The organism is Stenotrophomonas sp. EMP41, from assembly GCF_047495535.1.
Classification (GTDB): Bacteria; Pseudomonadota; Gammaproteobacteria; order Xanthomonadales; family Xanthomonadaceae; genus Stenotrophomonas; species Stenotrophomonas sepilia.
Map to the genome: position 1 here is coordinate 2,623,343 of NZ_CP179923.1, position 12,346 is coordinate 2,635,688.

At 68.1% G+C, this 12,346-nt stretch carries 7 protein-coding genes; all 7 read right to left on the bottom strand.

Annotated features, from left to right (window positions below):
• Position 1: 1 nt before the first annotated feature.
• Entirely contained in the window at positions 2-5,389 is a 5,388-nt protein-coding gene (locus ACMGRF_RS12155) for a DNA repair ATPase (RefSeq protein WP_414485246.1), read from the bottom strand.
• An 85-nt stretch (positions 5,390-5,474) separates the two neighbouring features.
• On the bottom strand, positions 5,475-7,493 hold the full coding sequence (locus ACMGRF_RS12160) for a hypothetical protein (RefSeq protein ID WP_049414714.1): 2,019 nt from the start codon (positions 7,491-7,493) through the stop codon (positions 5,475-5,477).
• Positions 7,493-8,167, bottom strand: coding sequence for a DUF1449 family protein (locus ACMGRF_RS12165; protein WP_049414716.1), 675 nt, complete (start codon positions 8,165-8,167; stop codon positions 7,493-7,495). Before ACMGRF_RS12165 ends, ACMGRF_RS12160 begins: the two co-directional genes overlap by 1 nt.
• Positions 8,168-8,335: 168 nt before the next feature.
• Positions 8,336-8,992 (bottom strand): phosphoribosylanthranilate isomerase, encoded by a 657-nt coding sequence (locus ACMGRF_RS12170; RefSeq protein WP_049414718.1) that lies wholly within the window; start codon positions 8,990-8,992, stop codon positions 8,336-8,338.
• Complete coding sequence (gene truA / locus ACMGRF_RS12175) at positions 8,989-9,759, bottom strand: tRNA pseudouridine(38-40) synthase TruA (protein ID WP_049414719.1); 771 nt, start codon at positions 9,757-9,759, stop codon at positions 8,989-8,991. The genes ACMGRF_RS12170 and truA overlap by 4 nt, the downstream gene beginning before the upstream one ends.
• Before the next feature lie 33 nt (positions 9,760-9,792).
• Positions 9,793-10,155 carry a VOC family protein gene (locus ACMGRF_RS12180; RefSeq protein ID WP_049414720.1) on the bottom strand — a complete coding sequence of 121 codons (363 nt, stop codon included), beginning with the start codon at positions 10,153-10,155 and terminating at the stop codon, positions 9,793-9,795.
• Positions 10,156-10,181: 26 nt separating this feature from the next.
• Positions 10,182-12,215: a FimV/HubP family polar landmark protein gene (locus ACMGRF_RS12185; RefSeq protein WP_099485955.1), complete on the bottom strand. Its 2,034-nt coding sequence runs from the start codon at positions 12,213-12,215 to the stop codon at positions 10,182-10,184.
• Between the last annotated feature and the right edge of the window lie 131 nt (positions 12,216-12,346).

Below are 12,346 nucleotides of genomic sequence, written 5' to 3' on the forward strand. Positions count from 1 at the left end.
GTCACGGCAGCGGCGGCGGCTTCGGCGTGGATGCCGGCATGCCATCGCCGTCTTCCGGTGGCAATGACTCGCCATAGAAGTGGCGCATCAGCGCCTCATCCAGCGCCCGCTCCTCCGGCGTCGCGGCGCGGCGCGCGCGCGCACGCTGCGCCACCACAGCGCTCGGCGTGCCCCGTTCGACCTGCTGTCGCGCCCAGCCGGCGAACGCGGCCAGGGTCTGCGACACCTGCACCTGCTGCGCCTGCGATGCCGCCAGCAGCTCCACCAGTGGCGCCAGGCCCGCCTGCAGGTCTTCGGCCAGGGCCGTGGACGGCACGCTGGGGGCTGCCGCGACCGGCGCCGGCGCAGCGGCGGGACGCGCTTCTGAAAGGCGATCCAGGGCCTCCAGCAGCGCCGGCCACGGCGCCGGGTCCGCAACGGCGATCGCTTCCGGCGCGGGCGGTGGCAGCTGCAGGGCGGTGGCGATATCGGCCAGCTGCGCAACCACGCGCCCGCCGACATCGCTGTCGTCGGCCCCCATGGCCTTGTTGCGCAGGAAGTCGCGCTTGATCTGTGCCCAGCGCTGTGCCTGCGTGTCATCCAGTACGCCGCGCAGTTCGGCCAGCTTCAACAGGTTCTCTTCGGCGCCGGTGGTCAACAGCTGCGCCTCGCCCAGGTAGTGGTCGGAGATCAACTGCTGCAGTTCGTCCTCGTTCATCACCGGGGAGATCTTCTCGGCCAGCTTGTTCATGTTGCGGTAGCTGCCCTGCAGGCGGAACGGCGGCTCGGTGCGGTAGCGGTCGTCCTGTGCGGCACTGGCGATGTACTGCTGGTTGACCCGGTAGACCACGTCGCGCACACGCAGCATGCGCTGCAGGGTGGCGGTGATCTCGTTGATCTCCGCGCTGCTGTAGGCGTGGCTGAGGCCGTTGGTCGAGACCTCCTTGCCCATCGCGCGGTCGACCAGTACATACAGGTCGGCCATGTCGCGAGTGGCCAGCGGCGCCAGCACCGGATTGGAGGTCAGGCTGTTCTCGATGTAGCTGAGGGTGAAGGCAGCCTCCATGCCACCGAGCACGTCACCGAGGTTGTAGATGTCGGCACGGTTGGCCAGCATGTCCGGAATCTTGAACACCTCGCCGGACTCGGTGTACGGGTTGCCGGCCATCACCACGCAGAACTTCTTGCCGCGCATGTCGTAGGTGCGCGTGCGACCGCGCCACACACCCTCGATACGGCGGGTGCCGTCGCACAGCGAGATGAACTTCTGCAGGAACTCGGGATGGGTGTGCTGGATGTCGTCCACATACAGCATGGTGTTGTTGCCCATTTCCAGCGCCAGGTTGAGCTTCTCCAGCTCCTGCCGCGAGGTCGCGTCCGGTGCCTGGGCCGGGTCCAGCGAGCGCACCTCATGACCCAGCGCCGGGCCGTTGATCTTCATGAAGACCAGGCCCAGGCGGTGCGCCACGTATTCCATCAGCGTGGTCTTGCCATAGCCCGGGGGCGAAATCATCATCAGCAGGCCCATCAGGTCGCTGCGTTTGTTCTCGCCGACCGTGCCCATCTGCTTGGCCAGGTTGTCACCGATCACGCCCAGGTAGACATCGTTGATCAGCTTGTTGCGCACGAAAGACGACAACGGCCGCGCCTTGAATTCGGAAAGGCGCAGGGTCTCGCGCTCGCGACCGATGATGCTCTGGCGCAGCGCCTGGTAAGCATGGAATGCCGGCACGAAATGGCGCAGGTGCTGCTGCAGGCGCGCGAGGAAGTCATCCAGCGACACCAACAGCGTGCCATTGCTGATGCGCGCGTGTTCGCCCAGCAGGCCACTGACCTCCGCCTGCAGTGCGGCATCGCGGGTACGGGTGCGCAACTGGCGCTGCACCAGCAGCAACGCGGCGGCTTCGTCGACATAGCCGGCATGCTGGGCATGCGCCGGCATCCGCGCCACTGCGCGCAGCCACTGCCCAGCCAATGACCAACGCGTAGCCAGTGGATCCTGGCCACGTTGCAGGGCACGCTCGACCGCCTCACGCTGCCCCGCCTGTTCCAGCTGCTGGGCCAATGCCTCCAGCAGCGCCACCGCGTGGCGGCTGCTGCTGAACACCGGATCGCCTGCCGCCAGTTCTTCGCCCAGATAGGCGGCTGCAGCCTCCGCGGCATCGGCGTCGAACGGCAACGCGTGGGATTGCGCATACGCCAGCAGCGCCTCGGCCATTTCTGTGCGCAACGCCAGACGCCCTTCGTCGGACCCCAGCAGGCGTGCCAGCGCCTCGGCGCCCACCTGCCGCGCCGGCCATTGCGCCACCGCCTCGCGGCGCTGCTCGCCTGCCCAGAACAACAGCGCCAGCGCACGTATCCGTGGTGCATGGCGCAGGCTGCCAGCGGCTTGCTGCAAGGGCAGCAACGCACGCAGGATCAGCGCGGCATCATGGTCATGGATGCCACGCTCATAGCCTTCGCGATAGCGCGGCGCGGCAAACGCACGCACGCGCTGATCCAGTGCTTCCGGGTTGGCGACGTCGTGCTGCAGCGCAGCCAGATCGAGGCCATCGCGCCCCTCCTGCGCGGCCAGCAGCAGGCTGCCGGCCAGATACTCGCCGCGATACAGCGTGGGCGATTCCGAGTCGAGGGTGACCGGCCAGAACGGCTTGAGTGCGTCCAGCTCCGGATCGTGCAGGGTCTCCAGGAAATCGGTGCCGGTCAGATGGATGGCCAACGCATCGCCACGCGGCAACAGGGTCAGGTCCAGTGCCTGCGTATTGACGCTGAAGCGATGGCGCGGGCCGAGCCGCACCACGTTGCCGCCGGCTTCGTACAGGTCACTGCGGTCGCGCAGCTGGCGCACCGCCTGGTCACGCACGCCCTTCAGCCGCGCCTCGATGTCGTCGGCCTTGACGTTGTCGTGCAGCGTGCGCAGGCGCTCGGCCAGCTCACGCAGCTTGAGGATCAGCGGATCACCGGCAAAGAACGCGTTGAGCTCATCGGCGGTGGCGAAGCGCTCGGTGCGCCTGGCCAGGCCGTCGAGGATCCGATTGGCCGCATCCAGCACCGAACGCGCCTTGCGCTGGCGGTCATCCAGCAACGCCTGCTTGTGCGTTTCGAAGGCCTCGACCAGCTCTTCGCGCTTGCTCAGGATGTCGCCGAGGAACTGCTCGTGTTCGCCGAACTGGCTCTCCAGTTCCTCCAGCTGCACCAGCAGGCGCGACAACTGCTCGTCGGCACGTTCGGGGTCTGTGGACAGCGCCAGCGCGCTGGTGATCGACTGCGAGAACAGCGCGAACTGGGCGGCGAACTGCGCCACGGCCTCGGCCGAACCGAGTGACCTGCGGCGCTGGTCAGCACGCGCGCGGGCCTGGTTGAGGCGACCGTACAGCACCGAGATCGACTCGACCACGCGGGTGCGCGCAGTGGCATCGTCCACCTTCAGGCCGGCCATCAGCTCGGACAGCATGTCCAGGTCGGACGCCATGCCACGCAGGCCTTCCAACTGCTCGTCCAGCTGGCGCGCCGTCTGTGCCTGCTGCGCGGCATCATCCAGCGCCTGCAGGCGCGTGGCCAGCGGCGCCAGCGCTTCCTCGCCGGCGAGGAAGTCACCGGTGGCGGCGCCAACACGGTCCTGTGCCTCCACCAGTTCGACGGTCATCGCCTCGATGCGCGCGGTGTCGATGTAGCGCAGCTCGCGGAGGGTCAGCAGCCGCCCGCGCAATGCGGTGATCGCGTTGAGGGCCTCGACGAAGGCCTGCACCTCGCTCCAGTTCTGCGGTTGCAGCCGGCCCAGCAGTGCCTTGTGCGCGGCCTCGGCCTCCACCATCGCCTGTGCCGATTGCTGACGGATCGACTGCACCTTCTCGTATTCGTCCAGCACCGATTCGCCGGTCGCACTGATCTGCCGCAGCAGCGCCTCGGCGCCATCGCAGGCCGCATCACCCAGCCAGTGGTGCGCATCGAACAGACGCCGCGTATCGGCCACCAGGCGCTGGTAGCGCTGTACCGACACGTCCTGGCCATCGATCTCGCGCGCCAGGTTGAACAGGTTGGAGATGCCGCGCACCAGCTCGGCGTTGCCGATGCGGCCCATGAACGTGTTGCCGGGCGGCCGATTGGCGGCGAACTCGTCACTGCTGAACGGCGTTTGCCAGACCTGCATCGGATGGATGCGGGTCGGTTCGCTGCCCTCGGCATGGAACAGCACCATGCGCCCGTCCTGCATCAAGGCGTAGCCATGGCCGAACACCGGGTTCTGCAGCACGCGCTGGATGGTGTTGTAGACGAACAGCGCCGAGCGCCCGCCTTCGCGCTCGTAGAAGATGTACAGCACGTCCTCGCCGTTTGGCGAACGGATGCTGCGCTTGAACTGCATGCCGGCCATCGAGGCATCAAATGCCTTGTGCTCGCCGCCCTGCAGGTAATAGCCACCCGGGAAGATCACGCCATGGTCTTCGGGCAGCTGCACGCAGGCCTGCACGATCGCATCATTGCGCACGATGCCGCCGGTCAGCGTGTTGTAGATCAGGCCGCGCCACTCTGTCTCGCGGTACGGCAGCACCTTCAGCAATACCAGCGAGCCGACCCGGGCGAACTCGAACTGGGCGTCGTCCAGCGACTGCGTGCTGTCCTCCACGGGTTCGCTGTAGATGCCCTGTCCGGTTTCGGTGTTGTTTTCGACCTTGATGGTGAGGTCGCCGCCGGTGGTCTCAACGAACAGGGTGTCGAGGATGTTCAGATGCGAATGGCGGCCGTTGACCGCCAGGTCGCGGGTCGCCCGGGTCCATTCGAAGTCGAACGGCGGCGGCAGTGCGATATCGCGCTCACCGCGCGCATCCAGGTAGGTCAGCTCGCCCTCGCGCGACAGCGCCCAGCGGAACACGCGCACGTCGCTGCTGCGCTCGCCGATCTGGAACGAGGCCAGCAGCTTGTCGCCGACCACGATCAGCTGCAGCAGGCGCGCGTGCTTGTAGTAGGCATACAGCTCATTGAAATCGTGCACGAAGCCGGGCTGGTCGAGGAAGCTGCCCTTCAGTTCCAGCGCAGCGACGTCGTAGCCGTCGCTGCCCTGCACCAGCCGGTACAGACCGAACACATCCTCGATGCGGGTCTGGGTCTTCAACCCGATGAACACGTTGTAGCCGAACAGCAGGCGGTCCGGGCCCACCTGCACGATGTCACGGCCGACGCAGTTGTTGTCGCTGCGGATGCGGAAGCGCCCGACCACCTCCAGGCGGCTGTCGCCGAACTCGGCCAGGCGCTGGCGGTTGAGCGTTTCGGCCAGGCCCTGCAGGCGCTGGCCCTGCTCGGCCAGGCGGCGGCGCAGGACTTCGTAGGCGCCGCCCTGGGCGACAGCCTGGTCGACGGTGCTGCCGACGGCCTCCGGTGCGGTGGATTCGGCGGACGGATGGGTTTCAGACATCAGCAGGTTTCCGGCTCACGGGCGGACGGCCGCGGTTGCGGCCGGCGCGGGCGGGCGATGGCCGCGGCGGCCATCGCCCGATGCATCAACGGGCGCTGTCGACCACGGTCGCCGACACGGTCGGTACCGCGTCGGCATCCTCGGCGATCTGGCGCGGTGCCGGTTCGGCCACGGCCACGCCCAGGTAGCGCTGCATCAGCTCCTGCACGATCGGGCTCTTGCCGGCGAAGCCTTCGATCGACTTGCCCAGCGACACCGCCTTGACCAGGTTCTCGAACATGCCGCCGTCGCCACCGACCAGGTCGATATCGGCGTTGCGCAGCGCGCTGGCGATGACATTGGCGTTCTCGCGCGAGACCTCCTTGCCGGCTTCGATCGAGGCCAGCGCCTGCTTCAGGCTGTTGTCCAGCATCATGCGGAACTCTTCATGGCCACGTGCCTGGTCACTCAGCGAGGCGATGGCTTCGAACTTGCGCACCAGGCCCTCGGCCTCGGCCAGCAGCTTCTTCTGCACCACCCCGGCTTCGGCATTGCCCAGCGACTCGGTGGCGGTGGCACGGGCCAGGCCCATCTTTTCCTCACCCTGCGCCTGCGCCTGCAGGGTCTCGGCCAGCACGCGGGCTTCGTTGCTGCCCTGCTTCAGGCTGGCTTCGGCCTTGGCTTCGATCACGCGGGCCTCGGCGATGCCGACCTTCTCGATGGCCAGCGCCGAGGCTTCACGCACCTGCGCTTCGGCCAGGCCCGGCGCTGCCTGTTCGGCGCGCAGCGCGTCGGCCAACAGGCGCTTGGCTTCGGCCTGCTTGCCGGCCGCTTCGTGCTCGGCCTGGGCCAGCGTGGTCAGTTCCACCGCGCGATGCTTTGAAGCGGTTTCGCGCGCTTGCGCTTCCTTGACTTCGCGCACCAGCGCTTCCTGCGCCTTGGCCTCGGCTTCCAGGATCAGCACCTGCTTCTGGCGGTCGGCCTCGGAGACTTCGCGCACTTCCTTGATGCGCTCCTCTTCCTGCGCCACGGTCTTGTCGATGGAGATGCGTTCACGGGTGATGTTGGCCACGTCCATCTTGCCCTGCTCGACCACCTTGTCACGCTCCACGCCCTGCAGCTGCACTTCACGATCGGTGGTGACCTGCTCCAGCTGGCGTGCGCGCTCCACGCGCTCGGCCTCGATGGCGACGGCACGCTGGCGGTTCTGCTCGGCCACTTCCACTTCGCGCAGGCGGTTCTGGTCGCGGATCTCGATCAGCTGCTGCGCTTCGATGCGGGCGTTCTCGGACAACTGGCGCTGCTCCTCCTGCACCTTGGCGGTCTCGGCCTCCTCGCGTGCGCGGATGGTCTCGATCTCGCGCTTCTGCCGTGCTTCGGCTTCGGCCTGCTGGCGTTCCAGGGCCAGCAGCGCCTCGCGCGCTTCCACGTTCTTCTTGGTGATGGCGAGCTTCTCGTTCTGCTCCAGCTCGTTGGTCACCACGTTCTGCGCGGCGGTCAATTCGGTGATCTTGCGGATGCCCTGCGCATCGAGAATGTTGAACTGGTCCAGCAGCGATTTCGGGGTCTGCTCCAGATAGTCGATCGCCACGTCCTCGAGGACGTAGCCGTTCAGATCATTGCCGATCACCGCGATGATCTCGTCGCGGAACTCCTGGCGCTTCTCGAACAGTTCGGTGAAGTCGAACTTCTTGCCGACCGTCTTCAGCGCTTCGGAGAACTTGGCGTTGAACAGCTCGTCGACGGCATGCTTGTCCGATGCACGGTCGGCACCGATGGCCTTGGCCACGCGCAGCACGTCGGCCTGGGTCTCGTTGACCCGCAGGTAGAACGCCACTGCGATATCGGCACGCATGTTGTCGCGGCAGATCAGGCCTTCCTTGCCGCGGCGGTCGATCTGCAGCGTGATCAGGCTGATCCGCATCAGCTCGGCGCGGTACAGCACCGGGATGATCAGCGCACCGGTGAAGTGCACCTTGGGCGTGGAGCTCATGTCGTTGACGATCAGGGCCACGCCCTGGTCGACCTTGCGGTAGAAGGCCTTGAACAGGCCGGCCAGGCCGAGCAGTGCGACCAGCAGCACGGCTACGCCGATCAGGAAGGGGGCCATGGTTGCCAACGTCATCAGTGATTCTCCTTGTTGCCCGGAAGCAGGTTGTCCTGGAAGTCGAGGGCGACCGCGTCGGCGCGGACCACCCGGTAATGGTGTTGATCAGCCACGTGTTCGATCAGCACGATGCGCTCGCCACGCTGCAGTTCGATCTCGCTGCGCACCTGCAGCACCAGTCCGGCGCCGCCATCGTCGAAGGTGGCGTGACCGCTGCGGGCATCCACCTTCGGCGAGGCAACCACGCCGGTACGCCCCAGCAGCGAGGCCTGCGCCACCGGGCGCAGGCGCAGCAGGAACCTGCGGACGGGGCGCAGCAGCAGTGCGGTGAACGGCACCGCCGGCAACGGTGCCAGAAGGGCCACGACCGCACCGATCGCCCAGCGCAGCAGGTCCGGCAGCGGCAACAGCACGAACAGATGGACGAAATAGGTAACGATCCAGGCGAAGAAGCCCAGCAGCGTCACCACAAGCATGAGGGGAACCCCACCCAGGCCCCAGCGCGCCAGCAGCGCGGACAGTCCCTGCAGATCATGTGGGTCGCCATGCAGCGCCCCATCGGCGCCCGCATCGCCAAACCCGTCGTCGACCAGGCCGAAGGCCGCCAGTGCCCAATACAGCACCGCCACCGCCAGCACGATGCTGTACGGCAGGGTCGGGAAACCGAACACGACGGTGAGGAACTCCTGCATCGCTTGCCTTCCTGGGCTGTGGGCGGCGGCCGCCCGTTCGGGACGCGCCGGACGCGCCCCGTCGATCCCCGCGCCGGCCCTCATGGCAGGCGCGCTTGGGTCCATCCTATGTGAAGAATGCGTGCAGGCTCAAATCCAGGTCCAAATCACGGCAGATAGTGACGCCAATCACTCCAGAACCGCGCAATCGGCACGACGCACTTCTTCGACGAAGGTGCGCATCCTGTAGCCATCCTTGATGCCCGGCTCCAGTTCGATGCCGCTGGAGACATCCACGCCCCACGGCAGGGTGGCCAGCACGGCGTCGTAGACGTTTTCCGGATTCAGGCCACCGGCCAGCAGGAACGGCCGGTGCAGGCCGGTCGGAATGCGGCCCCAGTCGAAGGCCACGCCGGTACCGCCGCCGCCGCCCGGGGCATGGCTGTCGAACAGGAAGCCGGCGGCGCTGGGATAGCGCAGCTGCAGGGTGCGGGCGTTGATTTCTTCACGCCCCCCCATCGCGATCGCCTTCAGGTAGGGCATGTTGAAGCTGCGGCAGAAGCTCTCGTCTTCCTCCCCGTGGAACTGCAGCAGGGTCGGCCGTACCGTGCGCAGCACCTCGCGCACTTCTTCCTTGCTGTTGTTGCGGAACAGCGCCACTACGTCGACCATCGGCGCGATCGCCTGGCGCATCGCGCGCGCCTCGGCCGGGGCAACCCGGCGGCTGCTTTCGCGGGCAAAGATGAAGCCCACCGCGTCCACGCCCAGTTCACCGGCCAGGCGGACGTCGCCGGCCCGGGTCATGCCACAGAACTTGATGCGTGTGCGGTAGTAGGAGCGGCTCATAGCGTGACCTCGGCGGGCAGGTGCCAGTTGTCGGGGTACAGGGGCCCAAGGAACACCAGGCCCTGCGGCGGTGCGGTGGGACCGGCTACGGTGCGATCGCGCCCGGCCAGCAGTTCGGCGATCCATTCCACCGGCTTCTCGCCACTGCCCACCAGGATCAGCGATCCGACGATATTGCGGACCATGTGATGAAGGAATGCATTGCCCTGCACGGCGACCTCGATCACCTCGCCCTGGCGGCTGACCTGCAGTGACTGCAGCTCACGCCGGGCGTGCAGCGCCTGGCACTGCACCGAACGGAACGCGCTGAAGTCGTTCTCGCCGAGCAGGGCCTGGCCGGCGGCGTGCATCAGGGTCTCGTCCAGTGCGCGGCGCTCCCAGCTCAAGGTCTGCCGGTCCAGCGCGGGCCGCACTTCGCGGTTGAGTAGGCGGTAGCGGTAGCGGCGTGCGCGCGCGGAGAAACGTGCGTGGAAATCCTCGGCCACCGGCACGCACCAGCGCACTGCGATCGAGCGCGGCAGGCGGGTGGTAGTGCCCAGCATCCAGGCGCGCGGATCGCGCACCACGTCGGTATCGAAATGCACGACCTGGCACTGGCCGTGCACGCCGGCATCGGTGCGGCCGGCACAGACCACCTGCAGCGGCGAATCGGCCACCGACGACAGGGCCTGCTCAAGGCTGGCCTGCACGCTGGGGCCGCCCTCGCCGAGGTTCTGCCAGCCCCTGAAATCGCTGCCGTCGTACTCGACGCCAAGCGCGTAACGCATGTGCTACCTCAGATGTTGCGGGAGGGGCGGCGCTCAGGCCGGATCGCGCTCGGACCAGACCGCCAGTTCGTTGCCACCGGGCTCGACGAACTGGAAACGGCTGCCGCCGGGGAAGGAAAACACCGGCCGCACGATCTCACCGCCAGCGTCAAGCACCGCCGCTTCGATCGGTGCCAGCTGGTCAGCGTACAGCACCAGCAGCGGCGCACCGGCATCGCTGGCACGCAGCGGCTGGCCGCGGAAGAAGCCGCCCTGCAGGCGGCCGTCGTCGAACGCGGTGTAGTCGCTGCCATAGTCGACGAACGACCAGCCGAACGCCTTCTCGAAGAAGGCGCGGCTGGCTGCAGGATCCGTGGAAGCGAATTCAACGTAGTCGATGCGGCGCTCGCGGCTCATGGCGGGATCCTTGTCGGCAGGGTCGATCACGGCAGGCGGGCCAGCAGTTCGCGGGCCTGGGCCTGGCAGTGCAGGTCCCCGCCCTCGGCCACTTCCTGCAGCAACGTCCGCGCGGTCTGGGCATCGCCCAGGTCGAGGTAGGCGATGGCCAGCTCAAGGCGCTCCTGCCCGGCGCGCGGCGCCCAGCCGGCATCGCTGGCCGGTGCCGCAGTACCCTCTTCATGCGCCGCGGCGGCCAGCGCGTCGTGCGGCGCCGCGCCTGAAGCCTCGCCGTCATGGTGCTCGGCCGGCAGGTCGAACACGCCGCGGAACTGCGGCTGCTGTTCGGCGTGCAGCGCGTAGTCCGGTACTGCCACCTCACCAGGGGCCGCCTGCGCGAGCGGCTCATCCTGCACGGCGGCGGCCGGCGCGGGATCCTCCTGCGTGGTCACCGGCTCGTCCCAGCGCGGCAGGTCGGTCACTGCCTCGGGCAGCTCCACCACTTCGTCATCGCGCAGCGTCTGCGCCTGCCAGTCAGCCTGGGCGGCGACGTCGGCGACCGGTTCGGCAACCACGTCATCCTGCCCCCCGGTTTCGCTCGCCCAAGCCGGCATCGCCGGCTCCTGGCGGCCCGCTTCGGGCACCACCGACGACCACGAGGACTGCTCGGCCAGCGTATCCAGCGCCGCGCCCGCCGGTACCGCAGCGGCCAGGCCGGCGGCATCGTCTTCTTCCCGCAGCGGCGGCAGCGGCGACGGCTTGCGACGACGCAGCAGCCAGGCTGCACCGGCCGCCAGCAGCAGCACCGGCAGCCCCAGCCAGTACCACGGCGTTGCCGCATCGCGGGTATCCGGTGCCTGCGCCAGGCGCTGCTGCGCGGCGGCCAGGTCGTTATCCTTCATCGCGATCAGCGACTGCTGCTGTTCCTTGAGTTTTTCCAGGTCGGCCACGCGCTGCTTCAGCTCGCCAATCTCGGCATCGCGGGTCGCGATGTCCTCGCGTGCCTGGCGCAGTTGTTCATTGCCCAGCATGTCACCCTCGCTGCCGGCTCCAGTGCCGGTGGTTGTGCCCGCGCGCGCGGCGTCGGAAGCCAGTGCCGGGGCGATTTCAAGTCGTGCCCCATTGGCCGCGGCCGGGGAAGAAGCGTTCGTGGTTGCCGCCGCGGCCACCGGGGCGACGGTACCCGCCGGTTGCGGCACGGTGCGCGCCTGCCGCCACTGCGCGGCGTGCTCGCGCACCAGCCCTGCGGCCTCGGCGGCATCGACCGCCGCCAGTGCATCGCTGTCGGGCATGCGCAGTACGGCGCCTTGCTTGAGCAGGTTGACGTTGCCGCGGATGAAGGCCTCGGGGTTGGCCCGCAGCAGGGCGATCATCGCGCGGTCGCGGCTGACCTGGTTGCCGCGGGCCACCGCGCTGGCGATCTGCGACAGGGTCTGCCCACGCTGGACGATGACGCTGCCATCGGCTGCCTGCGCGGCAGCGGGTGCAGCCCCTGCACGCGGGCGAGCCGATGCAGGTGCCGGCGCTGCCGCAGCGGACGGCGCAGGTGTGCTTGCGCTCTCCGCAGCGGCCGGTGCAGGTGCCGGTGCAGCGTCACGGACGATGGTGTTGGAGAGGGTACCAGCCGGCGCGACGATTTCCGGTTCGGCCACCGCCAGTGCGCTGGAGGGCGCATCAACCAGTGCCGAGTATTCGCGCACCAGGCGGCCCTGGCCCCAGTCGGCCTCGATCAGGAAGCTCAGCGACGGGGTTTCGACCGGCGTCTGCGAGGTCACCCGCACCACCGCCCTGCCCTGCGCATTGCGGGTCAGTTCGAACTGCAGCTCGCTGACCAGCCCGGCCGGCCGCTGCAGGCCGACGCGTTCGAAGGTGACCGCAGAGGCCAGCGCGACGCGCAGGTTCTCCAGTTCGGACGGATCGGCCGAGACTACCGGGATTTCGGCCAGCAGGGGCTGGCCCGGCTTGGACAGGACACGGATGTCACCCAAGCCCAGGGCAAGCGCCGAACTGCTGGCCAGGGCCAGCAGCGCGGTGGAAAGATAGAGGAGCGGGCGCTTTGCGCCCCTGGCCCGTTTATTCATGGGCGACACTATAAAGCGTGCGGACCGGGGTCCGCACCCACCGAGGGGGGACCTTCGGTAGTGCCGGCCACTGGCCGGCAGACACGCACGCCCCCATCACGGCAATGCCGGCCAACGGCCGGCACTACCGG

Excerpts from the sequence above, each read along its gene's own strand:
- ACMGRF_RS12155 (WP_414485246.1), bottom strand. The coding sequence starts at position 5,389 with ATGTCTGAAACCCATCCGTCCGCCGAATCCACCGCACCGGAGGCCGTC.
- ACMGRF_RS12165 (WP_049414716.1), bottom strand. The coding sequence starts at position 8,167 with ATGCAGGAGTTCCTCACCGTCGTGTTCGGTTTCCCGACCCTGCCGTAC.
- truA (WP_049414719.1), bottom strand. The coding sequence starts at position 9,759 with ATGCGTTACGCGCTTGGCGTCGAGTACGACGGCAGCGATTTCAGGGGC.
- ACMGRF_RS12160 (WP_049414714.1), bottom strand. The coding sequence starts at position 7,493 with ATGACGTTGGCAACCATGGCCCCCTTCCTGATCGGCGTAGCCGTGCTG.
- ACMGRF_RS12185 (WP_099485955.1), bottom strand. The coding sequence starts at position 12,215 with ATGAATAAACGGGCCAGGGGCGCAAAGCGCCCGCTCCTCTATCTTTCC.
- ACMGRF_RS12180 (WP_049414720.1), bottom strand. The coding sequence starts at position 10,155 with ATGAGCCGCGAGCGCCGCATCGACTACGTTGAATTCGCTTCCACGGAT.
- ACMGRF_RS12170 (WP_049414718.1), bottom strand. The coding sequence starts at position 8,992 with ATGAGCCGCTCCTACTACCGCACACGCATCAAGTTCTGTGGCATGACC.